This window comes from Streptomyces sp. NPDC054956 (assembly GCF_053609185.1).
On the sequence record NZ_JBSGXB010000086.1, the window covers coordinates 1 to 24,685 of the forward strand.

At 72.7% G+C, this 24,685-nt stretch carries 18 protein-coding genes, 1 tRNA gene and 1 pseudogene; 7 read left to right on the top strand and 13 right to left on the bottom strand.

What is annotated here, in order from left to right; genetic code table 11:
* A partial coding sequence (locus tag ACWGDE_RS16270; protein ID WP_453389644.1) for a TetR/AcrR family transcriptional regulator occupies positions 1–317 on the bottom strand: 317 nt, incomplete at its 3' end.
* 159 nt (positions 318–476) lie between these two features.
* Here ACWGDE_RS16270 and ACWGDE_RS16275 point away from each other — a divergent pair.
* Positions 477–1,418, top strand: a complete 942-nt coding sequence (locus ACWGDE_RS16275; protein WP_453389645.1) for an SDR family oxidoreductase — start codon at positions 477–479, stop codon at positions 1,416–1,418.
* On the opposite strand, the gene ACWGDE_RS16280 is transcribed toward ACWGDE_RS16275, so the two are convergent.
* The 3 genes from ACWGDE_RS16280 to ACWGDE_RS16290 form a co-directional block, all read right to left on the bottom strand.
* Positions 1,375–2,790 carry an MFS transporter gene (locus tag ACWGDE_RS16280; protein WP_453389646.1) on the bottom strand — a complete coding sequence of 472 codons (1,416 nt, stop codon included), beginning with the start codon at positions 2,788–2,790 and terminating at the stop codon, positions 1,375–1,377. The genes ACWGDE_RS16275 and ACWGDE_RS16280 overlap by 44 nt on opposite strands.
* Positions 2,787–3,200, bottom strand: a complete 414-nt coding sequence (locus ACWGDE_RS16285) for a PaaI family thioesterase (RefSeq protein WP_453389647.1) — start codon at positions 3,198–3,200, stop codon at positions 2,787–2,789. Before ACWGDE_RS16285 ends, ACWGDE_RS16280 begins: the two co-directional genes overlap by 4 nt.
* 96 nt (positions 3,201–3,296) lie before the next feature.
* Positions 3,297–5,330, bottom strand: a complete 2,034-nt coding sequence (locus ACWGDE_RS16290) for an oxidoreductase (protein WP_453389648.1) — start codon at positions 5,328–5,330, stop codon at positions 3,297–3,299.
* 372 nt (positions 5,331–5,702) lie between these two features.
* On the opposite strand from ACWGDE_RS16290, the gene ACWGDE_RS16295 reads away from it, so the two are divergent.
* Positions 5,703–7,136, top strand: coding sequence for an alpha/beta fold hydrolase (locus tag ACWGDE_RS16295; protein WP_453389649.1), 1,434 nt, complete (start codon positions 5,703–5,705; stop codon positions 7,134–7,136).
* 16 nt (positions 7,137–7,152) lie between these two features.
* Here the strand turns inward: ACWGDE_RS16295 and ACWGDE_RS16300 are convergent, their stop codons facing one another.
* From ACWGDE_RS16300 to ACWGDE_RS16320, 5 genes are all read right to left on the bottom strand, one after another.
* Positions 7,153–7,821, bottom strand: coding sequence for a DUF4328 domain-containing protein (locus ACWGDE_RS16300; RefSeq protein ID WP_453389650.1), 669 nt, complete (start codon positions 7,819–7,821; stop codon positions 7,153–7,155).
* Positions 7,822–7,954: 133 nt separating this feature from the next.
* The gene (locus tag ACWGDE_RS16305; protein WP_453389651.1) at positions 7,955–10,981 is read right to left on the bottom strand and encodes an alpha-mannosidase; all 3,027 of its coding nucleotides are present in this window, start codon (positions 10,979–10,981) and stop codon (positions 7,955–7,957) included.
* A gap of 106 nt (positions 10,982–11,087) precedes the next feature.
* The gene (locus tag ACWGDE_RS16310) at positions 11,088–11,999 is read right to left on the bottom strand and encodes a carbohydrate ABC transporter permease (protein WP_453389652.1); all 912 of its coding nucleotides are present in this window, start codon (positions 11,997–11,999) and stop codon (positions 11,088–11,090) included.
* Positions 11,996–12,985: a carbohydrate ABC transporter permease gene (locus ACWGDE_RS16315; RefSeq protein ID WP_453389653.1), complete on the bottom strand. Its 990-nt coding sequence runs from the start codon at positions 12,983–12,985 to the stop codon at positions 11,996–11,998. The genes ACWGDE_RS16310 and ACWGDE_RS16315 overlap by 4 nt, the downstream gene beginning before the upstream one ends.
* Positions 12,982–14,292, bottom strand: a complete 1,311-nt coding sequence (locus ACWGDE_RS16320; protein ID WP_453389654.1) for an ABC transporter substrate-binding protein — start codon at positions 14,290–14,292, stop codon at positions 12,982–12,984. The genes ACWGDE_RS16315 and ACWGDE_RS16320 overlap by 4 nt, the downstream gene beginning before the upstream one ends.
* 533 nt (positions 14,293–14,825) lie before the next feature.
* On the opposite strand from ACWGDE_RS16320, the gene ACWGDE_RS16325 reads away from it, so the two are divergent.
* Positions 14,826–14,898: transfer RNA gene (locus tag ACWGDE_RS16325), tRNA-Cys, on the top strand.
* A gap of 2 nt (positions 14,899–14,900) precedes the next feature.
* Positions 14,901–16,748, top strand: coding sequence for a hypothetical protein (locus ACWGDE_RS16330; RefSeq protein WP_453389655.1), 1,848 nt, complete (start codon positions 14,901–14,903; stop codon positions 16,746–16,748).
* Positions 16,749–16,907: 159 nt separating this feature from the next.
* Here the strand turns inward: ACWGDE_RS16330 and ACWGDE_RS16335 are convergent.
* Positions 16,908–17,285 (bottom strand): annotated as a pseudogene (locus tag ACWGDE_RS16335) (universal stress protein); the annotation flags it as partial.
* Between the two features lie 48 nt (positions 17,286–17,333).
* Positions 17,334–17,690, bottom strand: a complete 357-nt coding sequence (locus ACWGDE_RS16340; protein ID WP_453389656.1) for a hypothetical protein — start codon at positions 17,688–17,690, stop codon at positions 17,334–17,336.
* A 184-nt stretch (positions 17,691–17,874) separates the two neighbouring features.
* Here ACWGDE_RS16340 and ACWGDE_RS16345 point away from each other — a divergent pair, with 184 nt between their 5' ends.
* Positions 17,875–18,324: a universal stress protein gene (locus ACWGDE_RS16345; protein WP_453389657.1), complete on the top strand. Its 450-nt coding sequence runs from the start codon at positions 17,875–17,877 to the stop codon at positions 18,322–18,324.
* A gap of 81 nt (positions 18,325–18,405) precedes the next feature.
* On the opposite strand, the gene ACWGDE_RS16350 is transcribed toward ACWGDE_RS16345, so the two are convergent.
* Together ACWGDE_RS16350 and ACWGDE_RS16355 are read right to left on the bottom strand one after the other, a co-directional pair.
* On the bottom strand, positions 18,406–19,341 hold the full coding sequence (locus tag ACWGDE_RS16350; protein WP_453389658.1) for a serine/threonine dehydratase: 936 nt from the start codon (positions 19,339–19,341) through the stop codon (positions 18,406–18,408).
* A gap of 83 nt (positions 19,342–19,424) precedes the next feature.
* Positions 19,425–20,066 carry a TetR/AcrR family transcriptional regulator C-terminal domain-containing protein gene (locus tag ACWGDE_RS16355; RefSeq protein ID WP_453389659.1) on the bottom strand — a complete coding sequence of 214 codons (642 nt, stop codon included), beginning with the start codon at positions 20,064–20,066 and terminating at the stop codon, positions 19,425–19,427.
* Between the two features lie 204 nt (positions 20,067–20,270).
* Here ACWGDE_RS16355 and ACWGDE_RS16360 point away from each other — a divergent pair, with 204 nt between their 5' ends.
* Together ACWGDE_RS16360 and ACWGDE_RS16365 are read left to right on the top strand one after the other, a co-directional pair.
* Positions 20,271–21,986, top strand: a complete 1,716-nt coding sequence (locus ACWGDE_RS16360; RefSeq protein WP_453389660.1) for a ricin-type beta-trefoil lectin domain protein — start codon at positions 20,271–20,273, stop codon at positions 21,984–21,986.
* Between the two features lie 114 nt (positions 21,987–22,100).
* Positions 22,101–24,488 (top strand): alpha-N-acetylglucosaminidase, encoded by a 2,388-nt coding sequence (locus ACWGDE_RS16365; RefSeq protein WP_453389661.1) that lies wholly within the window; start codon positions 22,101–22,103, stop codon positions 24,486–24,488.
* Positions 24,489–24,685 lie beyond the last annotated feature (197 nt).

Here is a 24,685-nt window from a genome sequence, read left to right on the forward strand (position 1 = left end):
CCCGGGCACGCCGGGGGCGGGGGGGCCCGGGGGGCGGGGGGGGGGTTGGGCCGGGCGTCGGGGCGCCCCGCGTCGAGGTGGTCGACGAGCTCGCGGGAGGCTCCGCCGAGGAGTTCGAGCAGGATCTCCTCGCGGGACTCGAAGTAGCGCAGCACGTTCGACTTGGCCAGCCCGGCCCGGCGGCTGAGTTCGTTCAGCGTGACCTGGGCGACCGGCATCTCCGTGAGCATGGCGGCGGCCGCGTCGAGGATCGCCCGGCGGCGGGCGGCCCGCTGCTCCTCGCTGCGGGCGCGCTGGAAATTCGTGGGGAGGGACACGGCAACAGCTTACAGAGCGTAGAGACCTGCGGTCTGTTGTTATCAGACCAGCGGTCTGCTAGCTTCGGAGAGGGATGACAGACCGCCGGTCTCTTATTCGTGATCAGCCGGCGTTCCGCTTCCTCCCCATATCCACTGCCGCCTTCGAGGAGCCCCGCCATGTACGCCGTCCCCGACCAGTCCGGAAAGTTCGCCGTCGTGACCGGCTCCAACAGCGGTACGGGCAAGGAAGCCGCCCGCCGCCTCGCCGAGGCCGGAGCCCGCGTGGTGCTGGCCGTCCGTACGCCCGCCAAGGGGGACACGGCCCGCGCCGAGATCCTGGCCCGCCACCCCGGGGCCGACGTGGAGGTGCGCCGGGTGGACCTGGCCGACCTCGCCTCGGTCGAGGCCTTCGCGGACGGGATACTCGCCGACGGAACCCCGCTCGACCTGCTCGTCAACAACGCCGGGGTGATGGCCCCGCCGGACCGGCTGACCACCGCCGACGGCTTCGAGCTCCAGTTCGGCAGCAATTTCCTCGGCCCGCTGGCCCTGACCGTGCGGCTGCTGCCCGCACTGCTGGCGGCCCCCGCCCCGCGGGTGGCCACGATGAGCAGCGGTACCGCCAACTTCGGGCGGATCGACCTCGACGACCTCCAGTGGGAGCGGCGGCGCTACGTCCCGATGCTCGCCTACGCGCAGTCGAAGCTGGCCGACCTGATGCTGGCCCGGCACCTGGCGGTCCTCGCCGCCGAGAACGACTGGCCGCTGCGCAGCACCGCCGCGCACCCCGGGTACACCAAGACCAACCTGCAGACCGCCGGAGCGAGCCTGCGGGGCGGCCGTCCCTCCCTCGGGAACCGGATCATGTACGCGGTCGACTTCCTCCCCAAGCAGGAGGTCGGCCCCGGTACGGAGCCGCTGCTGTACGCCGCCACCAGCCCGGAGGCGACGGCGGGCGGCTACTACGGCCCGGGCGGCCGGTTCGGCCTGGTCGGCCCCACCACCGAGGCCCGCATCACCCGCCGGGCCCTGGACCCGGCGGCCAACGCCCGGCTCTGGGAGCGGGCGGAGTCCCTCACCGGCGTCGGCCCGGCCGCGGCCGTCGCGGCGGCCCGCTGACTCCGCCCCCTCGCGGCGGCGCCCCGGCTGCGGGACCACCGGCCGACCCCTCGGCGGGGCCACCGGCCGGCCCCGCGGCGGCCCCTCCCGCCGCCCCGGCAACCGGACCCGAGCCCGCCACCGTCTCCCTCTGCGGCCCGGTCCGGCTCCCGCGCAGCGGGGTCAGCAGCCCCGAGCCGGCGATCAGCAGGCACAGCGCCCCCGCGGCCACGCTCACCGCCGGGACCCCGTGCCGGGCGGCGAGTGCCGTGAGCACCGCGGCCCCCACCGGGCCCGAGGCGTTGTGCACCGTCCAGAACGCGGAGGTGACCCGCCCGAGCAGGTGGTCGGGGGTCACCTCCTGGCGCAGGGTCATGGAGCAGACCCCGCCCAGCGTCAGCCCGAACATGCAGACGGCGGCCATCGCCGCGATCAACGGCACGCTGCGGCCGACGCCGATGGCCGCCACCGCCACGCCGATCAGCGCGACCGAGCCCAGCCAGCACGTGCCGAAGCCGAGGGTCCGGCGCAGCGGCCCGGCGGCGAAGGAGGCGCAGACGACTCCGACCCCGCTCACCGCGATCACGTAACCGACGGTCGAGGGGCCCTGGCCGAGGTCCTTCTGAAGGCGGAAGATCAGCAGGTCGGTGGCGCCCACGGTGACGAAGGTCAGCAGAGTGAGCAGGACGGTCAGCGGCCGCAGCAGGGCGTGCGTCCACAGGAAGCGGAAGCCGACCACGAACACCTCGCGCAGCGAGGTCCCCTTCGCCCGTTCCCCGGCCCGGTCGGCCTCCCCGGCCTCCCCGCGCGCCGCGAACCGGACCCACAGCAGGCTGACCGCCGAGACCAGGAAGCTGGCCCCGTCCAGGCCCAGCGCCCAGGCGCCGCCCGCCCCGGCGACCAGGAACCCGGCCACGACCGGCCCGAGCAGCGTCCCGAGGGCGAAGGTGCCCATCAGCCGTCCGTTGGCGGCCACGAGGTCCTCGGGCCCGACCAGGGCCGGCACGGCGGTCACGTACGCCACGTCGAAGAGCGTCTTCAACACGACGACCAGCACGGTCACCACGTACAGCACCCAGATCCGCGGGCCGCCCAGCGCCCAGATCAGCGGTACGGAGCCCAGCAGCAGCGCCCGCGCGAGATCGCACACGATCATCAGCCGGCGGCGGTCCACCCGGTCCACCACGTGGCCCGCGAAGGTTCCCGTCGCGATGGCGACGGCTCCGGAGACGGCGGTGATCAGGCCCATGCCGACGAGGGACCCGGTGACTTCGAGGACGAGCATCGGCAGCGCGAGCATCGATACCGAGCCGCCGAGCACCGACAGCGCCTGGCCGAGCCAGAAGACGGTGAAGTGTCTGTTGTGGCGCAGACCGCTCCGCGGGCCCGTCACCCGAGCAGGGCGTAGACGGTGGAGGCCTTCGCGGCCGGCTCCGACCCGCCCTCGGGGGTCATGGTGATGTCGGCGAAGGCCATCCGCTTGCCGAGCTTGGTGATCCGTACGTCGATCAGCACGTCGGCGCCGACCACCGGCCGCTGGAAGCTGGTGGACTGCTGGACGGTGGTCATCGGGCCGTACGCCCCGCGCGCGGCGGACACGGCGATGACGGTGGCGGTGTCGGCGGCGGCCATCAGGGCCTGCCCGGACAGTCCGCCGCCGTCCCGGGCGAGGGCGTCGGACCAGGGCAGCCTGAGCACGGCGTGCCGCTCGCCCGTCTCCTGGACGGTGAGTCCGAGGGCGAGCACCCAGGGTGCGAAGTTGTCGTTGAGGATCTTGTCCGCGTCTGCCGGTGTCAGCGTCACCGGACGATTGTGGCGGCCCTCCCGGGACCGCCACAACTCCATTACCGGATCAGGGCAGTACGCGGATCAGCGGTGCGCCGATCAGCAGTGCGCCGATCAGAGGGTGGCGGCCAGCTCCGTGCCCTGCCGGATGGCCCGCTTGGCGTCGAGTTCGGCGGCCACGTCGGCGCCGCCGATCAGGTGCGCCTCGACTCCGGCCTCGCGCAGGGCCTCGTACAGGTCGCGGCGCGGTTCCTGGCCGGTGCACAGCACGACGGTGTCGGCGGGTACGAGGCGCTGCTCGTCCCCGACGGTGATGTGCAGGCCCTCGCCGTCGATGCGGTCGTACGCGGCACCCGCGACGGAGACGACCCCGCGGTGCTTGAGCTCCGCGCGATGGATCCACCCGGTGGTGGTGCCGAGGCCCGCGCCGACCTTGGTGGTCTTGCGCTGGAGGAGGTGGACCTGGCGCGGCGGGGCGGGCCGCTGCGGGGCGGTGAGGCCGCCGGGGCCGGTGTACGAGGTGTCCACGCCCCAGTGCCGGAAGTAGACCTCGGGGTCCTGGGATGCGCCCTCGCCGCTGTCGGTGAGGAACTCGGCGACGTCGAAGCCGATGCCGCCGGCGCCGAGGACGGCCACGCGCTCGCCGACGGGGGCGCCGTCGCGCAGGACGTCGAGGTAGCTGAGGACGTTCGGGCCGTCGACGCCCTCGATGTCGGGGGTGCGGGGGGTGACACCGGTGGCGACGACCACCTCGTCGTAGCCGCGCAGGGTCTCGACGTCGGCGCGGGTGTTCAGCTTGACCTCGACCGCGTGCTCGGCGAGCTGGGTGCCGAAGTAGCGGATGGTCTCCTCGAACTCCTCCTTGCCCGGGATGCGGCGGGCGATGTCGAGCTGGCCGCCGATGTGGCCGGAGGCCTCGTAGAGGGTGACGGCGTGGCCGCGGCCGGCGGCGGAGACGGCGCAGGCGAGGCCGGCCGGGCCGGCTCCGACGACGGCGACGCGCTTCTTCAACTTGGTCGCGGAGAGCGTGAGTTCGGTCTCGTGGCAGGCGCGCGGGTTGACCAGGCAGCTGGTGATCTTGCCGCTGAAGGTGTGGTCGAGGCAGGCCTGGTTGCAGCCGATGCAGGTGTTGATGGTCTCGGAGCGGCCGGCGGCGGCCTTGGCGACGAAGTCGGCGTCGGCCAGGAAGGGACGGGCCAGCGACACCAGGTCGGCCCGGCCGTCCGCGAGCAACTCCTCGGCGATCTCCGGGGTGTTGATGCGGTTGCTGGTGACGAGGGGGACGGAGACCGCGCCCATCAGCCGCTTGGTGACCCAGGTGTAGGCGCCGCGCGGGACGGAGGTCGCGATGGTGGGGATGCGGGCCTCGTGCCAGCCGATGCCGGTGTTGATGATGGTGGCGCCGGCCGCCTCGATCTCCTTGGCGAGGTGGACGACCTCGTCGAGGGTGGAGCCGCCGGGGATCAGGTCGAGCATCGAGAGGCGGTAGATGAGGATGAAGTCCTCGCCGACGGCCGCGCGGGTGCGCCGGACGATCTCCAGCGGGAAGCGCACGCGGTTCTCGTAGGCGCCGCCCCAGCGGTCGGTGCGCTTGTTGGTGGCGGCGGCGATGAACTCGTTGACCAGGTAGCCCTCGGAGCCCATGATCTCGACGCCGTCGTAGCCGGCCAGCTTGGCGAGGCGGGCGGCGCGGACGAAGTCCTCGACGGTGCGCTCGACCTCGGCGTCGGTGAGGGCGCTCGGCACGAAGGGGCTGATGGGGGCCTGGAGCGCGCTGGGGGCGACCAGGTCCTTGTGGTAGGCGTAGCGGCCGAAGTGGAGGATCTGCATGGCGATCTTCCCGCCCTCGGCGTGCACCGCCTCGGTGATCACCCGGTGCTCCGCGGCCTCCTCCTCGGTGGTGAGGCGCGCACCGCCCTCGAAGGGCCGGCCGGCGTCGTTCGGGGCTATGCCGCCGGTGACGATCAGGCCCGCTCCGCCGCGGGCGCGCTCGGCGTAGAAGGCGGCGAGGCGCTCGAAGCCGCGCTCGTGCTCTTCGAGGCCGGTGTGCATGGAGCCCATGATCACGCGGTTCGGCAGGGTGGTGAAGCCGAGGTCCAGGGGGCTGAGCAGATGCGGGTACCGGCTCTGGGAACTCTGCGGACTCATCGGGGTGTGCCTCCTCGCGCGGGGGTGATGAACCTGTTCTAGCTGAGCGGGCGCTTATTATGCAACTAGGTGCACAACCCGGTCCGGGGCCCCCGCTGACCCCGCCGGCCCGCCGCTCCCGGGACCAAGGGCCCGACCGGCCGGGACCTGTGGCGGAGCTCACGCCCCACGACGTGGCAAAAGATCTCGGACACCGACCGCCTCGCGCGCAAGGCCGCCGCGACGGCCTCGGCCGCGGCGGAGCCGCCCGCCCCCACCGCCGCCGCGGACCCGGTCCCCGCGCCCGCGCCCGCGCTGACCTGGGACGCGTGGCTGGCCGGCAGCGCCCTGGGCGCCTCGAAGTCCTTCACGGCGCCCGGTAGCGTCTGGCCCATGACCGAGCCCCGCACCATGACGGTGAACGGCGGAACCCGCCTGTCCTACGAGGTCACCGGCCCGCCGGCCGGACCGCCCGTCCTCCTGCTCCCCGCGCTCGGGGAGACCACCGCGCACTGGGCGCCCGTACGCGACGAACTTGCGCGGGAGCGCCGGGTGTACGCCCTGGACCTGCGGGGGCACGGGCGCAGCGCGTGGACACCGGAGTACTCGCTGGAGCTGATGCGCGACGACGTGCTCGGGCTCCTCGACGCCCTCGGACTCGTCCGGGTGGACCTGGTCGGGCACTCGATGGGCGCCGTCGTGGCCCACCTGGTCGCGCAGGCCGAGCCGGCGCAGGTGAACCGGCTCGTGCTGGAGGACGTACCGGCCCCGCTCCCCCGGGAGCCGGTCGCGCCGGTACGGCCCGAGGGCGACCTGGACTTCGACTGGGACATGGTCCTCGCCGTTCGGCGGCAGCTCGACCGGCCCGATCCGGCCTGGCTGGAGGGGCTCGGGCGGATCACCGCCCCGACCCTGGTCGTGGCGGGCGGCCCCACGAGCCACGTCCCGCAGGAGGGCATCGCGGAACTGGTCCGCCGCATACCCGACGCCAGGATGACGACGATCCCGGTGGGCCACCTGATCCACACGGCCGCGCCGGCCGAGTTCACCCGGGCGGTCACGGCCTTCCTCGACGAGGTGCCCGACGTCGAGCTCGCCCGCCGCTGGCTGGCCACCGCGGGCGTGACCCGCACCGGCGAGGACGCATGGACCGACGACGAGGGCGGCCGGCTCACCTCGAACGAGGTCGCCCACGCCTGGGCCGGGCCGGCCGTCACCGACGACTCCCTCGACGTGGAAGCCCGCCTCCGGCTCGGATTCGGCCTGGTGGACCTGCTCGGGGACTACTGGGTGACCGTCGAGATCGGCTTCGCCGTCCGGGGCGCCGAGGATCCGACCACCGCCCGCGCGCTCTGGAACGGCTACCGCAGCCGGCTGGAGGCTCCAGAGATGCCCGAGGCGATCACGTACTCCCTCTGGGTCGACTGGTTCGAGAAGCGCGACACCTCGGAGCGGGCGTTCGCCGAAGTGCTCGGCCGGGACATCGGACAGCTGCTGCCCGGGGCCCCGGAGGGACTGCTGCGCCGTGCCCGGCGCGTACTGGAGTGCTCCGGGCCGGTGCCCTGGCAGGCCAAGGCGCCCGTCTACCGGACCGCCTCGGCCCTGCCCGAGCTCCACCCGGCCCTGCTCCGCGCCCTGCTGAGCAGCTACCACGACATCTACGGAAACCTCGAACCGGCCCCGGCACTCGCCCTGCTCGACACCCTGGCCCTGCCGGCCGACACCGAACACCTGGCCGCGCTGCGCACCGTACTGGCGGCCGGACACGCGAAGGACCACCGCTCCCCGGAGGCTTGGCGGGAGGCTACGGGGACCCTGCCGGGGTAACCGGGCGGAGCCGGGGTCAGACCGCTGTCTGCATGGCCGACAGGCGCCGCACGAAGAGGACGGCCAGTACCGCCGCCACGGCGAAGAGCAGGTCGGAGGCCACGTAGACCAGCAGGGAGTCACGCACCTCGGGCCGGGTCGTGGCCCCGCGGGAGACCCACCCCGCGCCGCCGGACGCCATCAGCGCCACGCCGTACGCACCGGACCATGCGACGACGGGGACGGCAGAAGCCGGCGCGAGGTTCCCGGGCAGCCGCGACGCACTGGCCGACCACACCTTCAACGCGGTCAGGCAGGGCAGGGCGAACCAACCCACGACGGGGACGAACCAGACCCCGATCGCCCAGCCCGCACCGGCTCGGAACGCCCCGGGCGCGTAGACGCCGGCGTTCACCCGGACCCGGTGGAACCAGATGATGAAGACCACTGCCGTGGGTACCGTGGCCAGCATTACCAGGCCTATCGCCACCGAGACCAGCTGCGACGACCACCCCGGTCCCGTGAACTCCGCGAAGCTTTCCATGGCCACGTACCGGTTGACCTCGGCGGCCGCGGCGAGCAGGTGGGTCACGGCGCACAGACCGAGCAGCACGGTCAGCGCCGTTGCCAGGCTCTTCGGCGAGCGCAGCAGCCGGTTCGCCGGAGGTACGCCGAGCCCAGGTGGTTTGGTGGTACCGGTGGACATGACGAGGGCCCCCCACAGGTGCGCGTTGACATGGCGAAGCCCGCCGACGGCGGCGAGCACGCAGGAACTTACGGCACCCGACCGGGCAACGCACGCTCGTGGCGCCCCCGCCGGCGGCGCCCCGAGCGTGCGGTCAGGCGCGGTGGAGGCGGATCGTGACGATCTGGAACGGGCGCAGGGTCAGGGCGACCGTGCCGTCCGCCGACGGGGCGGCGACGGCCGTGCCGTCCAACGGGCGTTCCAACAGGTCGCTCTCGGTCGCCGACGACAGGGGGAAGTCCGCCGTCAGGGTGGTACGCGCCCGGCCTCCGCGGGATTCGTAGAGGCGGACCACGACGTCGCCGGTCCGGTCCTCGGCCAGTTTGACCGCCTCGATCACCACCGCGTCGCCGTCCACCGCCACCAGCGGGGCGACCGGGCCCGCGCCAGCGACCACCCGCTCCGGCAGGTTCAGCGCGTGGCCCTCGCGGACCGCGTCGCCGATGCCCGCGCCCGGGGCGAGCGAGAAGCGCAGGGTGTGCGCGCCCTGGTCGGTCTCCGGGTCGGGGTAGCGCGGGGCCCGCAGGAGGGAGAGGCGGATCGTCGTGGTCTGGCCGCCGTCGGCCCGCATGTCGCGGGTCACGTCGTGCCCGTACGTGGAGTCGTTGAGGACGGCCACGCCCCAGCCCGGCTCCTCCGCGTGGATCCAGCGGTGCGCGCAGATCTCGAACTTGGCCGCCTCCCACGAGGTGTTGGTGTGGGTGGCCCGGTACACGTGCCCGAACTGCGTTTCCGAGGCGGTCCGTTCGGCCTTCAGGTCCAGCGGGAAGGCCGCCTTGAGGAACTTCTCGGTCTCGCGCCAGTCCACGTCCGTGACGATGTCCACCGTCTTGGCGCCGGCCCGGAGCGTGACCGACTGGACGACCGAAGAGGAGGAGCCGAACGAGCGGGCCACGCGGACCGTGGCCGCGGACGGTCCCGCTTCCGTGACCTCCAGCGCGTCCACCTCCACCAGGTCGGTGACCCGGTGGAGGTAGAACGCGTCGATGTCCCACGCGTCCCACATGTTCGGGAAGTCGGGGTGGATCTGCAGCAGGTTCGCGGCGACCCCCGGCGCGACCGACTCCCGGCCGGCCTCCAGGTCGTACGCCGACACGATCAGGCCGCGCCCGTCGATCTCCACGCGCAGCCGCCCGTTGGCGAGGACCTGCCCGCCGCCGCGGCGCTCCTCCACCGTGACCGGCCGCCCGGCCTCCGCCGGCCGTCCCGCACCGCCGGCCGGAACCCCGCGCCGGGTGTGCGGGGCGCAGTTGAAGACGAGCTCCTCCGCGCCCTGCCCCGCCAGCGCGGTCTGCGCCGCCAGGGTGATCCCGAGCAGTTCCTCCTTCACCTTCGCGTACGTCGCCCGCGCCTCCCGGTGCACCCAGGCGATGGAGGAGCCGGGGAGGATGTCGTGGAACTGGTGGAGCAGTACGGTCTTCCAGATCCGCTCCAGGTCCTCGTACGGGTAGGCGTACCCGGGGACCTTCACCGCGGCCGTGGACGCCCAGAGTTCGGCCTCGCGCAGCAGCGATTCGCTGTGCCGGTTGCCCTGCTTGGTCTTGGCCTGGGAGGTGTAGGTGCCCCGGTGCAGCTCCAGGTAGAGCTCGCCGGCCCAGACGGGCGCGTCCCCGTACTCGGCGTGCGCCTTCTCGAAGAACGCGTCCGGGCGTTCGATCTCCACGCGCGGGGAGCCTTCGAGGTCCCGCTGCCGCTTCGCGCGGGCGAGCTGCTCGCGCGTGGGGCCGCCGCCGCCGTCACCCCAGCCGAAGGGGGCCAGCGAGCGCGAACCCCGGCCCTTCTCCTGGTAGTTGCGGGCGGCGTGCGCCATCTGCGCTCCGCCGAGGTCGGAGTTGTAGGTGTCGACGGGCGGGAAGTGCGTGAAGACGCGGGTGCCGTCGATGCCCTCCCACCAGAAGGTGTGGTGGGGGAACTTGTTGACCTGGGACCAGGAGATCTTCTGGGTCAGGAACCACGTGGAGCCGGAGAGCTTGACGATCTGCGGCATCGCGGCGGTGTAGCCGAAGGAGTCGGGCAGCCAGACGTTCTTCGTCTCGATGCCGAACTCCTCCATGAAGAACTTCTTGCCGTAGAGGAACTGGCGGGCCATGGCCTCACCGCCGACCATGTTGGTGTCGGACTCCACCCACATCCCGCCGACCGGCACGAACTGCCCGTCCGCGACCTTCTTCTTGACCCGCTCGAAGAGCTCGGGCCGGTAGGTCTTGATCCAGTCGAGCTGCTGGGCCTGCGACATGGCGAAGACGAACTCGGGGTGCTCGTCCATCAGGTTGACCATGTTGGACGAGGTCCGCGAGACCTTGCGCACCGTCTCGCGCAGCGGCCACAGCCAGGCCGAGTCGATGTGGGCGTGGCCGATCGCGCTGATCCGGTGCGCGGAGGCGTGCGCGGGGGCCGCCAGCACGGCGGCGAGCCGCTCGCGGGCGGCGGCTGCCGTACCGGGTACGTCGCACAGGTCCACCGCGTCGAGGGCGGAGTCGATGGCGCGCAGGATCGCGTAGCGCCGGGCCTCGCGCTCGTCGAGCTGCGTCATCAGGTCGTAGAGGACTTCGAGGTCCTGTACGAGTTCCCAGACCTCGGTCTCGAAGACGGCGAGGTCCATCCGGGCGAGCCGGTAGAGGGGCTGGTCCGCGCTGGTCAGCCTGTCGCCCTCGTACGTGACCGAGTGGTCGACCAGGATCGGGTTGGAGGCGCCCTCGACGTACCACTCGATCCGCTCGCCGCCGGTCGCGGAGTCGGTGACGCGCACCCAGTCGTTGTACGGGTTCAGCGCCTTGATCTCCCCGCCGTCCGCGCGGTGGACCAGGCCCTCGCACTGGAAGCCGGGCATCATCCGGTCGAAGCCGAGGTCGAGGACGGCCTCGACGGTGCGGCCCGCCCAGTCGGCGGGCACGCTGCCGGTGAGCTTGAACCAGGTGGTGCCCCAGGCCGGGCCCCACGCATCGCCGATCGCGCAGGGTTCGTACGCGGCCGCCAGGCCTTCGGCGACGGGGACGGGCTCGCCGGGGGCCTCCCAGCGCTCGATGGCCAGCGGGACCGAGCGGGAGTGCACGGCCGGCTTGATGCGCTCCTTGAGGACACGGCGCAGGCGGTGTTCGGTGATGCTGCGGTCGTCGTGCATGACGGCTGCTCCAGGAGGGGGAGTACGGGCGGGGACGAGCAGGGACGGCCGGGGACGAACGGGAAGGGGCGGGGGACGAACGGGAAGGGGCGGGGCCGGGCTCCCGTCAGGTCTTGACGGCTCCCTCGCCCACGCCCTTGAAGAAGAAGCGCTGGAGGGCGAAGAAGAGGAGCACCATCGGTATCAGCGCCGCCATCGCTCCGGCGGCGATGATCCGCTGGTCGCTGACGGTGGTGGCGCCGGCCAGGGTCTTCAGGCCGAGCTGCAGGGTGTAGTTGTCGCTGTCGGTCAGGACGAGCAGGGGCCAGAGGAAGTCGTCCCAGGCGCCCATGAAGCTGGTGATGCAGACGACGGCCAGGGCTCCCTTGGCGGCCGGGAGGAAGACCCGGGTGAAGCGGGTCCACTCGTTCGCGCCGTCGAGGACCGCGGCCTCCTCCACCTCCTCGGGTACGGAGAGGAAGGCCGATCGCATGATCATGATGTTGAGGACGGAGACCGCGCCGGGCAGCCAGACGCCGATGAGGGTGTCGACCAGGCCCATCTCGCGGACCGTGAGGAACATCGAGATCATCACCGACTCGAAGGGGAACATCAGCGTCGCCACCAGCACGGTGAAGACGATCTCGCGGCCCTTCCAGGCGGCACGGGAGAGGGCGTACCCGCCCATGGCCGCGAACAGCATGTTCGAGGTGATGGCGAGGACCGCGACCGTCAGCGTGTTGCCGACGTACTGCAACAGCGGGAAGGACTCGGCCACCCGGACGTAGTTGTCGAGGGTGGGCCTCGAGGGCAGCACCCCGGCGTACACGTTCTCGGTGCGGCCGCGGATCGAGGTCAGGAACTGCCAGACGATCGGCCCGAGCATGAGGACGAGCATGAGGAGGAGCGTGGCGTACCGGCCGGCGAGGCCGATCCAGTACCGCCGCGCGTCGGCCCCGACGCGTTTGCCCGCCTTGCTCGGCTTGCCTGCCTTGCCCGCCTTGCCCGCCTTGCTCGCGAGGGAGGAGAGGGTGCTCAACTTTCGTCTCCCTTCGACAGCCGGCGGCCCAGCAGGCTGAAGACCAGCGTGAGGAGGAACAACAGGATGGAGATGGCGGCCGCGTAACCGGTCTCGCCGGAGAATCCGAGGCCGACCTGCCGGATGAGGAAGGGCAGCGTACGGGCGCCGCCGCCGGGACCGCCGCTCTCGCCGCCGAGGATGTAGATCTCGGTGAACACGCGGAGCGCGGAGATGGCGGAGAGGGTGCCCACCAGCAGCATCATCGGCTTCACCTGGGGGACGGTGATGCTGAAGAAGCGGCGTACGGGGCCGGCGCCGTCGAGCGCCGCGGCCTCGTGGAGCGAGGTGGAGACGTTCCCGAGGGCCGCCAGGTAGAACACCATGTAGTAGCCGAGGCCCTTCCACACGGTGACGATCATCGCGGAGACCAGCAGCATGGTGCTGTCGGTCAGGAACGGGATCGGTTCGCAGATGATGCCGATCTTCTGGAACAGGGTGTTGACCAGGCCGTCGCTGCGCAGCACCCACTGCCAGATGAGGCCGACGACCACCGCCGAGGCGATCACCGGGGTGTAGAACGCCGAGCGGAAGAAGCCGATCCCGGGGACCTGCGTCTGTACGAGGACGGCGAGGGCCAGCGGCAGGAACACCAGGCACGGTACGACGACCACGAGGTACAGCACGCTGTTGCCGGTGGCGACCCAGAAGTCGGAATCGGCGAAGGCGCGGGTGTAGTTGTCGAAGCCGACGAATCCGCCGCCGCGCAGGATCTGCGCGTCGGTGAAGGAGAGGATCACGGTGTTGACGAACGGCCAGAGGCTGAACATCGTCACCATCACCAGGCCGGGGGCGAGGAAGAGGTACGGGGTCCACCACGTGCGGTGACGCAGCCCGGTCTCGGCCTCCATGGCCCGCTTCGCCTTCTTGGCCGCCTTCGCGGTCGCTTCCCCGGTCGCTTCCCCGGTCGCTTTCGCGGGCACTTCGGTGGCCTCTTCCGCCGTCACTTCCGGACCGTCTTGGCGAGGAGCCTGTTCGCCTCTTCCTGCGCCTTCTTCACGGCCGTCTTCGCGTCCTGCTCGCCCTTGATGGCCTTCTGGACCTCGCGCACGACCGCGTCGCCGACCTGATTGGTCCACTGGACGGGGGTGTTGGCGTCGAGGCCGGCGCCCTTGAGCTGTTCGGCGCCGACCGCGCGGGCCACCGTCTCGGCATCCTTGCCGTCGCCCCTGTCGGAGAAGTAGGGGTCGGCCAGCCCGACGGCGTTCGACGGGTAGATGGTCGCCTTCTTCGAGAACTCCACCTGGTTGGGGCCGTTGGTGACCCACTTGGCGAACTCGGCCGCCGCGTCCAGGTGCTTGCTGTCCTTCCTGATGCCGAGCGACTGCGCGTAGACGCCGATGTGGCCGAGCGTGCCGGTGACGGCGTTCGCCACCTGCGTGTTCGCGTAGATCTGCGGCGCGTTCTGCTTGATGTCCCTGACGAAGCCGGGGGACCCGGGACCGAAGACGAGCTTGCCGGCGCCGTAGAGCTGGTTGATGTCGTCCGACTTGAGCAGGGACTCCTTGGGCATGGCGCCCTTGCCGTACAGGTCCTTCATCCGCTCGACCCACGCGACGGCCTTGTCGGTGTCGAAGGTGAACGCGTCCTGTGCGGCGTTCAGGATCGGCACGCCCATCTTCTGCCAGTCCCCGGGCAGCCGGCCCTTGGGGTCGGCCATGAAGGCGGAGTACTGGCCGCCGGACCTGGCCGCGATCTGCTCGGCGCAGTCGAAGAACTGCTCGACGGTGGTGGGCGGCTTCGCCGGATCGAGGCCGACCTTCCCGAAGAGCTCCTTGTTGTACGTGAGGATCTCCGGGGTCACGTACCAGGGGTAGGCGAACACGCCGTCCCCCTTGCCGGGAAGCTTGAACTGCTCCCAGGCGCCCGGCACGTACTCCCTGGAGATCTCCGGGTCGAGCTTGGCCACGTCGGCGAGCATGCCCCGGTCGGCGAGGAGCTGGAAGCTGTCGGTGGAGAGGTTGACGACGTCGGGGAGGGCGCCGGCCTGGGCGTCGGCGACGAGTTTCTCGTTGTAGCCGTCACCCGGTACGTCCTCCCATTTGACCTCGGCGTCCGGGTGGGCCTTCTCGAAGGAGTCGATGACGCCCTGCACGTAGGACGTGAAGACCGGCTTCAGCTGGAGGGTGCGGAACGTGATCTGTCCGGACACCTTTCCGGTCTTCTCTCCCTCCTTCACGTCCGCGGCGCCGCCGCTGACGCCGCACGCGGAGGTCGCGAAGAAAGTACCGGCCACGAGTGTGGCGATGGCCATGCGCGTCACGTTCCTACGGGTCATCGTCGCCGCCTTCGGGGGGAGTTCCGGCCTCGTCGCCGGAGCGCTGGGCCCAAACTCACCCGAAATCAAGTCCGCGTCAATACGACCACAGTCCCGGGCGGCAGGTACCCGTACGTCCCGCATTACGGCAGCACCAACTCACCCAGTCCTAAAGTCGCTCCACCACACCAAGCATGACCTGCACTGATGCGCATTAGTTCCAAAAGGGTTTGGCGTGATATCGATTAGACAATGAACATGTCCGACCGTCAGAAGTTGACTTCTTATCGCCTGTTCACGAGGGCTTGCACTAATGCGCTTTATCACGCATACCATGCAGCGCATACCGCGAAGAATGCCTGCCTCTCCTGCCGACCCCGACCGCACGGATCGCCGGTGGAAGTGGGATCGACGGTCATGGCCGAACCCGGCGTGGGGCTGTGGCGGTTGAGTGCGGGCCGCCGGGGGGCTCGGGCGAATCCCGATACCCCGTGGTGGCCGCGGGGGCGGGCGGGGTAGGTTCGGCGGCACGGCGTGTAGCTCAGCAGCCAGAGCACCGAACTGCACATTCGGAGGGCGCAGGGGCAGGACCTGCCACGCCGGCGATGAACGAGAACACGACGGCGCCACCGCGGGTCGCCCTGCCCTCCTGGGTCACCCCCGCCCTGACGCTCACCCGGCTCCGGCCCTACGAACGGGAAGCCGCCCGGTCGGCCGGCGTGCCGGAGAGCCGCCGCGCCCTCTTCGAGTACGGACTCACCGGGCCCGGCACGGCCCGGTCGTGGTCGCTCCTGGAGTCCGGGCGCTACGAGATCCACGCGCCCGAGGAAGCCGCACTGCTGTGCGTGGCGTGGCTGCTGCGGGCCGACCGGCTGGACGCCGCCGCCGAACTGACCGCGCTCCTCGCCCCGTTCGCCGACCGGCTGCCGTTCACCCCGCGCCCCGAGGCCGTCGGCCCCGCGTACGCCGCCCCCGGATTCACCGGCCCCGAGGTCATCGGACCGGCCCGCGAGGCGGCCCGGCTGCTGGCGCGGCAGCGACCGAACCCCGCCGTCGCGGCGCAGCGCGAAGCGCTGACCGTATGGCGGCCCTTCGAGGACGAGCTGCTCGCGTACTGGCTGCGCGCGTACGCGAGCAGCGCGCACGCCTCGCGCCCCGAGGGCGCCGCCCTGCTGGAGCGGTACGCGGCCCTGGCGGCGGCGCACCCGTTGACCCGCCGGCACCGCGACCCCAAGTCGAACGCCGCGATCCTGCGACGGGCGCTGGAGGAGACGGTCGCGGGCCGCGAACTGTCGCCCCGGCAGGCCGGTTTGCTGCGGCACGCCGTCACGTCGATGGTGGCCAGGCGCGGCCGGCCCGGTTCCCCCGGGCACACCCGGCTACGGCAGGAACAGGTCCGCCAAGCCGCCCTCGGGCACGGTCCGTTCGCCCCGGCCGACCCCACCGACCCCGCAGACCCGGAAGCCGTGACGCCCGGCATCGACGCGCCGTCCGACCTGGCCGCCGCCGAGGAGGCCCGGGCGGTGTGGCAGGCCGGGCTGTCCTCCGTACGCGTGCCGGCCGCCCTGGGCCTGGCGCTCGCGCAGGGCTTCCACCCGGAGGCCGGCGACCCCGCGCTGCGGACCCTGCTGGCCAAGCTGTACCGGGGAGCCCACCGGCACACCTACCTCCTGGGGGACTTGACCCGCCTCGCGGACCTCCCCTGGGTCCGCGCGGTCGCGGGAGCGCCCGTACGGGAACCGGCGGCGCTCGCCGCCGCACTGCGCGGGCTCGCCGACTTCGCCCTGGAGGGCTCCGCGCAATCCACCGCCGACCCGCGCCTGCCGCTCCTGAGCGGGCTGGCCGGGCTGGCCGAGGTGGCCGGGGTCCGCGTGTCGTTCGCCACGGAGCCGTTCGGCCACCGGAACTTCGGGCGCGCGACCGCCGAGGTCCTGTCCGCCGCACGGGCGGCCGCCGAGTTGCTGCGCGGGAAGCCGTACGAGCGATACCACGGCATCGACTACGAGGCGGTCCGGACGATGGCCGACGCCGGCGACCGGGAGGGCTTCGCCCTGCTGTGCTCCGCGCGTGCCGGCCACCCGTCGCCCGGTCTCCGGTTCACCGATCACCGGAGCTCCCCGGACCTCACCGCCGAACCCGCGGTGATCGAGCAGGTCCGGATCCTCACGGCCGGCAACCTCGCCACCCTGGTCCACCGGCTCGGCGCCACCCCCAGCTCCGGCTGGGACGGCCTCGCCCGGGCCGCGTTCGCCTCGGCCGCGCGCCGCCGGTCGGCCACCCCGAAGCGGGCCTCGCGGGCCTGGCGGCACCTGTTGTTCCACCTCTCGATGTGCGACGCCGAGCAGCGCGCGGCCGTCCTCGGCTGGATCGAGGACGAGACCGCCCGCCTCCCGCCCGGTACGGCCGCGCGACTGGCCCCGCGGGTCGCGCGGCTCCGTCGCGCGATGGAGTAGCGAGCCGGAACCCTGCAGCGGCGCCGGTGGCGGCCCACCACCACGAGGTCGGCCCGCTGGGACGCGGTGACCAGCCGGCCCGCAGGATCGCCGGGGGGCGACCACCGGGCAGGGCGCCTGCGCCGCGCAGGCCTGGCTGTTGGAGCCGAGCAACAGGCTGGCGAAGCCGCCGAGTCCGCGCGAGCCCATGACCAACAGCTGCGCGCCCGAGGCCAGTTCGGTCGGGGTGGCGGCGGGCGCGCCCTCGCGGGAGACGTAGCCGACGGGCGGGAGGTCCCGGCGTCCGGCCAGCCGGGCCCTGACCGCACCGAGCACCGGATCGGTGTCCCACACGGGCGGCGGTACGAGGGCCTCGCCCGGGGCGGCGACGCGCGGGTGGTCCGGCCGTACGTGCGCCACGCGGATCTCCGCCCCGCGCGCACGGGCGGTCTCCAGGGCCCGGTCCAGGGTTCTCAGGCTGTGCTCCGAGCCGTCCACGGCGGCCAGGACGGGCTGGGGGAGGGTGCGGGCGCCGGTGACGGCGGAGTCGGTCTGCATGCCTCCGCCCTCCGGCGGCGCGGGCGCGCCGGGCAGGGACCGAAGGCCCTACTTCATGCGGTAGTCGGCCTTCTCCGCGAGCTTGCCGTCCTTGAAGCAGAAGCGCAGCACCGTGTCGCTGTCCCCGGCGCTGGACAGGTACCAGGAGCACTGGCTGTCCGCGGGAACGGCGGGGCCGCCCTCCTTGAGGGCACCCTTGACGAAGGTGTCACCCGAAGGCAGCTTGGCGCGGACGTCGGTCTCGGAGTCGCCGACCTTGACGGCCTCGTACACCTTCGGGTCGACGAGGGTCTTGTCGGCCACGTCCTTGACCTTGCCTATGCCGAAGAGCAGCAGGACGAGCAGTCCGATCCCCAGGACCACGGCCACCAGACAGCCGATCAAACATCCGTTGCGTCGTGCCACGTCCCGCTCCTCGTAGGTCCATCGGACGGTTTCCGTCCGTCTTCACGACTGTCGCAAGCGGCGGGCTTCCCGCGCTGTTCTCCAAAGTCTTCGGTCCGCGCAACGATCGTCGTTCGAGGTCGGACCCGGTGTGGCATGTATACAGGATGAGAACGACTATTCGGATGAACCGTGAGGAATCATAGTGAGCCAGAACACCGAGCCTCTGATCGTCGTCGGCGTGGACGGTTCGAACCACTCGAAGCAGGCACTGCGCTGGGGAGTTGCCCAGGCCAAGGTCATCGGCGGCCGGGTGCACGCCGTCATGAGCTGGGAGTGGAACACCAACCCGTTCGGCATCAGCCCGTCCGCACAGGACGAGCTGGTCACCGCGGAGGAGGCGGCCCGGCAGAAGCTCGCCGACACCGTGGCCGAGGCGGTCGGCACCTCGCCGGGCGTTCCGGTCTTCCGCCGGGTGGAACAGGGCACGCCCGGGCAGGTTCTGGTGGACGCCTCGAAGGAGGCGGCGCTCACGGTCGTCGGCACCCGCGGCTACGGGGGCATCAAGGGCGCACTGCTGGGATCGGTGAGCCAGCAGGTGGTGCAGTACGCGGCCAGCACGGTGGTCGTGGTCCGGGAGGACGGCTCCGCCTGACCGGGACCGGGACCGGGACCGCCGCGGCGGCGCGGCGCGCAGACGCGCGCGGCCGCACCGAGGCCCCCGCCGCCGCGCCCCTCAGGACGGCGCGCGGCCCAGGTCCGCCGGGTCGGTGTTCGCTCCGCACAGCACCACCGCGACCCGCTCGCCCGGCGGCCGCGGGGCGACGCGCACCGCCGCCAGCGCCGTGGCCGCGCCCGCTTCGACCACGATGCGGTGCTCCTCCCACAGCGCGCGCCGGGCGGCGGTGATCGCCGCGTCCGGGACCAGCACCGACTCGGCGTTCTCCGCCCGTACGGCGGCCAGCGCGTCGGCGGAGACGCGGGTCGCCCCGAGCGAGTCGGCGGCCACCGAGTCCACCGGGACGTCCACGAGCCGGCCCGCCTCGAGGGCCGCGTTCAGGGCCCGGCAGTTCTCCGGTTCGGCCGCGACCACCCGTACGCCGTGCTCCCGCGCGGCGGTCGCGATCCCGGCGAACAGCCCGCCGCCGCCGACCGCGACGACGACCGTGTCGAGGCCGGGCAGCGCGGCGCGGATCTCGTCGAGCAGGGTCCCGGCGCCCGCCGCGATGAGCGGGTGGTCGTACGCGTGGCTGCTCAGCGCGCCGCTCGCGTCGGCGAACTCCCGGCAGGCCGCGAGCGCTTCGGCGTACCGGTCGCCGACGAGCCGTACGTCGGCCCCGTAGCCCCGCAGCCGCTCCACCTTCACGCGCGGGGCGGTGCCCGGCAGGAACACGGTGGCGGGCACGGACTCGGCGCGGGCCGCCCAGGCGCAGGCGAGACCCGCGTTGCCGCCGGAGGCGATGGTGACCCCGGCGTCGGGCAGGGTGCCGGCGGCGCGGTGGGCCGCGAGGAAGTTGCGGGCGCCGCGGGCCTTGAAGGAGCCGGTGTGCTGGAGGTACTCCAGGGCGTACGAGATCCCCCCGCCCGCCGGTATCACCGTGACGGGTCGCACCGCCCCGGCGATCCGGTCGGCGGCGGCGCGCACGGCGGCGTAGTCGAGCTGCTGTTCCACGGAATCGCTCCTCTGTTCACGCGTGTTCCACGAGACGGGCCGCCGGCACGCACCGGCGGCCCCCCGGTCGGGCGGCCGGACGGTCAGGCGACCGGCCGAGCCGCCTCGATCAGCTGGCGCAGGGCGCCGTAGTACACCTCGTGGTCGGTCAGGGCGGGCAGTACGTCGGCCAGCCCGCCGGAGAGCACCGGGAAGGCGGCCGGGTCCAGGGCGGCCAGCGCCGCGCGCGAGGCGGCGGTGACTCCGGCCGGATCCCGGTGGTCGACGAAGGCGGCGCTGCCCAGGGTCAGCAGGTACATCCGCCGGTACACGGTCATGGCCTCGGCGGGGGTCATCCCGGCGGCCACGCTGTCGGCGAGCGCCGGCTCCACGAGCCGGGCCAGCAGCTGCCGTCCGAGCCAGGGGCGGCCGCCGCGCAGGGCCAGCAGACCGGGGTGGGCCACGAGGAGCCGGTAGAGGGCGGTGAACCGCTGCTCGGTGGCCTCGGCCCAGCCGGTCCCGGCGGGGACGGGCGGCAACTGCGCGGCCAGGTGCTCGGTGCACAGGTCGAGCAGGCCGGCGAGGTCCACGCAGCGCCGCTGGACGGTGGCGTGCGAGACGTCGAGCCGGTCGGCCAGCGCGCGGAAGCTGAGGGCGGCCGGCCCCTGCTCGTCGAGGATCCGCAGGGCGGCGGCGGCGATCGCCTCGGGTGTGGCGCGGTCCAGGGCGGCTGATCTTCTCGGCATGAGATACACCGTATCAGCCGCTGTCACATCCAGCGTCACAGTCATCACCGGGGCCACCCTCGCACTCCCCCGTTCAACCCCTTCGCGTGTGCTCGACTACACCCATATTGCTGGTCATTGACAGATAACCCTCGACTTATGTTGACAGCGGGTAGTCACACCGCTGCACTGGGCGATCGACAGCCCCCACGTCAAGGAGACTCCGTGCCGCCTCGCCTGCGTGCGTCGCTCCCCTGTCTGACCGCGGCCGCCTTGCTGGCCCTCGCGCTCTGTCCCGCCCCCGCGACGGCCGAGCCCACCGCGACATCGGAAACCCCGCTCGCGCTCACCCCGCCCATGGGCTGGAACAACTGGGCGCACTACATGTGCGACATCGACGAGGCCAAGGTCGTGGCGAACGCGGACGCGCTCGTGTCCACCGGCCTCGCCGCCAAGGGCTACGACACCGTCACCATCGACGACTGCTGGATGACCAAGAGCCGCGACGCGAACGGCAACCTCGTCGTCGACACCGAGAAGTTCCCGCACGGCATGGCCTGGCTCGGCGAGTACCTGCACGCCAGGAACCTCAAGTTCGGCATCTACCAGGACGCCGGCAGCCTCACCTGCGAGCGCTATCCCGGCAGCGGCTCCCCCGAGGGCGGCGGGCCCGACCACTACGCCCGCGACGCCCGGCAGTTCGCGTCCTGGGAGGTCGACTACGTCAAGATGGACGGCTGCAACCTGTGGGTGCCCGAGGGCTCCACGAAGGAGCGGGCCTACCGGGACGCCTACAACTCGGTCGCCAGGGCGCTGCGCGACAGCGGGCGCGACATGGTGCTCTCCGCCTCCGCGCCCGCCTACTTCCAGCAGGGCGAATGGGGCGGCAACGACTGGCACAAGGTGCTCGACTGGGTCGGCGAGACCGGCCAGCTGTGGCGCGAGGGCCGGGACATCAAGGTGTACAAGCCGGCCGCGCCGGACACCTCGCGGTGGAGCTCGGTCATGGGCAACTACGGCTACAACCGCTGGCTCGGCCGGTACGCGGGCCCCGGCAACTGGAACGACCCCGACTTCCTGATCGCGGGCGCCCCCGGGCTCACCGCGGCGGAGAGCCGCAGCCAGGTCGGCCTGTGGGCCATGATGGCCGCGCCGTTCATCCTGTCCTCGCAGGTCTCCGCGCTCGACCCGGCCGGGCTCGCGGCCCTCGGCAACACCGACCTGATCGCGCTCGACCAGGACCCGATGGGCCGTCAGGGCGCGGTGGTCTCCTCCAACGCCACCTTCGACATCCTGGTACGGCCGCTCGCGAACGGGGACCGCGCCGTCGCCGTCCTCAACCGCTCCGGTGCCGCCCGTACCATCCGCGTTCCGCTCGACGAGGTGGGTCTGTCCTCCTGCAGCGTCGACGCGAAGGACCTGTGGAGCGGGGAAGTCCGCGAGGTCTCCGACGCGTTGACCGGCACGCTGGCCGCGCACGACACGGCCGTCTGGCGGCTCACCCCGCGGGCCGGCTGCGCTCCGGCCGTACCGACCGGCCAGATCGCGGGCCAGGGCTCGCGCCAGGGCGCCGCGTGCGCCGACGGGGCGAACACCACCGGTGTCGGCGCCGTCGTGATGTCCGCCTGCACCGGCGCCCCCGACCAGCGCTGGACCATGGGCCGGGACGGCGCCCTGCGGCTGGCGGGCGACTGCCTGACGGCGGGCCCCGAGGGCACGGTGGAGCTCGCCGCCTGCTCCTCCGACCACCGGCGCCGCGATCCGGACCAGAGCTGGACCCAGCACCGCGACGGATCCCTGGTCGACGGGACGAGCGGGCTCTGCCTGACGGCGCCCGCCCCCGCCGCGGTCCCCGCCGATCCCGGCACCCCCGCCGAGCGGCTGAGCCTCACCCCCTGCGGCGACCACCGGGTCGACCAGGTCTGGTCCCTGCCGGTCTGACGGCCCGCGCCCATGGGGAAGCAGACCGGGGACCACCCGGGGACGCAGACAGGGATCAAGCCACCGCCCGGGCCGACGAGGCCTGCGGAGACGACCGAGACGAGGACGACGCGTATGCCGGGCCCCATCCCACGAAGCGGCCGGGCCGGGCGGGTGCGCCGCCGGGTCACGCTGGCCGCGCTGCCCGCGGCCCTGTTCACCCTGGCGGTCGCCGGGGCCGCCCCCGAGGCCACGGCCCGGGGGTCCCGGTCCCCCGCACCCGCCGGTGCGGGCCACGAGGTACGGGACCCCCGGGCCCGGGCGGCCGCACAGACAGCCGCCGGGGCGGGCGCGGAGGAAGGCGCGAAGGCGGACGCGAAGGCCCGGTCGGGTGCCCCCGACCGGGCGGCGCCCCGGCCGCGGGCCTTCGACCCCGCCCCCGCGCGGGCCGCCCTGGAGCGGCTGCTGCCGCGCCACGCCGCGCAGTTCACGCTGGTGCCGGACCCCGCCGCGGCGAAGGACGCCTTCACCGTCTCCGGGACGGCCGGCGCGATCACCGTCCGGGGTTCCACCGGCGCCACCCTGCTGACCGGGGTCGGCTGGTACCTCCAGCACGTCGCCGGAGCCGACATCGGCTGGCCCGGCGACAGCATCGGGATGCTGCCCGCCGAGCTGCCCGCGGTGCCCGCCCCGGTCACCCGGAGCGCCGTGGTGGCGCACCGGTACGCCCTGAACGACACCGACGACGGGTACACGGGCCCGTACCGCACCTTCGAACAGCACCAGCGGCAGATCGACCTGCTCGCCCTGCACGGCATCAACGAGGTGTTCGTCCAGGTCGGCGCCGAGTACCCGTACTACCGGGCGCTCCAGCGCTTCGGGTACACGGCCGGGGAACTGCGCGAGTGGATCCCGGGCCCCGGCCACCAGAGCTGGTGGCTGCTGCAGAACCTCAGCGGCTTCGGCGGCCCGGTCACCGAGCAGCTGATGAAGGCGCGCGCCGAGCTGGGCGGCAAGATCGCCGAGCAGCTCCGCGGCCTCGGCATGACCCCGGTGCTGCCGGGCTACTTCGGCACCGTGCCGCCGTCCTTCGCCGAGCGCAACCCGGGCGCGGTGACAGTGCCGCAGGGCGACTGGGCGGGCTTCGACCGGCCGGACTGGCTGGACCCGGTCTCGCCGGTGTTCTCGAGGCTGGCTGCGGCCTACTACGCCGAGCAGCGGGCCGTGTTCGGGGACAGCACGATGTACCGGATGAGCCCGCTGCACGAGGGCGGGCAGACCGGTTCGGTCGACGTGAAGGCGGCCGCCGGCGCGGTGCAGAAGGCGCTGTGGGCGGCCCATCCGGGGGCGTCGTGGGCGGTGCTGGGCTGGCAGGACGATCCGACGAAGGAGCTGCTGGCCGGGGTGGACACCTCGAAGCTGCTGATCCTCGACGGGTTGTCGGACCGCTACAACCGCCTCGACCGCGAGACCCGTTGGGGCGGTGCCCCGTACGCGATGGGCACCATCTACAACTTCGGCGGGCACACGACGGTCGGCGCGAACACCTCCGTGTGGATCGACCGGTTCGGGTCCTGGCGGGCGAAGGCCGACAGCGCTCTGACCGGCATCGCCTATCTGCCGGAGGCCACCGGAACCAATCCGGCGGCCTTCGACCTCTTCACCGACCTCGCGTGGGAGCCGGGTCCGATCGACCAGAAGCAGTGGTTCGCCGACTACGCGGGCCGCCGGTACGGGCGGCCGGACGCCGAGGCCGCGGCGGCGTGGGAGGAACTGCGCAAGGGCCCGTACAGCACCTCCTCGGGGCTGTGGTCGGAGTCCCAGGACAGCCTGTTCTCGGCGCGGCCGAGCCTGACGGCGGTGGGCTCCGCCTACTGGAGCCCCAAGGCGATGCGCTATCCGGCGGGTTCGGTGCGCCGCGCGCTGGACCACCTCCTCAAGGTCGATCCGGCGCTGCGCGGCTCCAGCGCCTACCGCTTCGACCTGGTGGACACCGCCCGGCAGGCCCTCGCCAACCACTCCCGGGTGCTGCTGCCGCGCATCAAGGCGGCGTACGAGGCCCAGGACCTGGCCCTGTTCCGTGAGCTGACCGGCGAATGGGCGGACCGAGAACGGCAGTTGGACGCGCTCGTCGGATCCGACCCGAACTTCCTGCTCGGCTCCTGGCTGTCGGCGGCCCGCGCGCACGGCGCGGACGAGGCCGAACGGGACCGGTACGAGTACGACGCCCGCTCGATCCTGAGCGTGTGGGGCCGGCAGAGCACCAGCGAGGGCGGCTTCCTGCACGACTACGCGAACCGCGAATGGTCCGGCCTGGTCTCGGAGTTGTACGCCCGGCGCTGGTCCTCGTACTTCGCCTCGCTGGAGGAGGCGCTCGTGCGGCGGGCCGCGCCGCGCGCGATCGACTGGCACGCCTTCGAGGAGGACTGGGCGCGGCTCACGACCCGCCACGCGGACCGGCCGAGCGGGGATCCGTACGTCCTGGCGGCCGGGATCGCGGCCACCCTGCCGGAGGTCAAATGACCTACGCCCCGGGCGCCTGCGGGGATGCCCGAACGGGCTGACCTTCACCCTCCCGTGGGAATCCACCCACCCTCGCGAGGGAGCCGCGAGCCGAGCTCCAGCCGGAAGGACGGAGCGCTGGGTTCACTGGCGGAAATCGATCAGGGGCGGCCTCCGGAGCAACCGGCGGCCGCCCCTTCCGACGCCGGGAGCACCCT

What these genes read in the sequence shown, in the direction of transcription:
- ACWGDE_RS16275 (WP_453389645.1), top strand. Translation starts at nt 477, where the DNA reads ATGTACGCCGTCCCCGACCAGTCCGGAAAGTTCGCCGTCGTGACCGGC.
- ACWGDE_RS16290 (WP_453389648.1), bottom strand. Translation starts at nt 5,330, where the DNA reads ATGAGTCCGCAGAGTTCCCAGAGCCGGTACCCGCATCTGCTCAGCCCC.
- ACWGDE_RS16295 (WP_453389649.1), top strand. Translation starts at nt 5,703, where the DNA reads ATGACCGAGCCCCGCACCATGACGGTGAACGGCGGAACCCGCCTGTCC.
- ACWGDE_RS16300 (WP_453389650.1), bottom strand. Translation starts at nt 7,821, where the DNA reads ATGTCCACCGGTACCACCAAACCACCTGGGCTCGGCGTACCTCCGGCG.
- ACWGDE_RS16305 (WP_453389651.1), bottom strand. Translation starts at nt 10,981, where the DNA reads ATGCACGACGACCGCAGCATCACCGAACACCGCCTGCGCCGTGTCCTC.
- ACWGDE_RS16320 (WP_453389654.1), bottom strand. Translation starts at nt 14,292, where the DNA reads ATGGCCATCGCCACACTCGTGGCCGGTACTTTCTTCGCGACCTCCGCG.
- ACWGDE_RS16330 (WP_453389655.1), top strand. Translation starts at nt 14,901, where the DNA reads ATGAACGAGAACACGACGGCGCCACCGCGGGTCGCCCTGCCCTCCTGG.
- ACWGDE_RS16355 (WP_453389659.1), bottom strand. Translation starts at nt 20,066, where the DNA reads ATGCCGAGAAGATCAGCCGCCCTGGACCGCGCCACACCCGAGGCGATC.
- ACWGDE_RS16365 (WP_453389661.1), top strand. Translation starts at nt 22,101, where the DNA reads ATGCCGGGCCCCATCCCACGAAGCGGCCGGGCCGGGCGGGTGCGCCGC.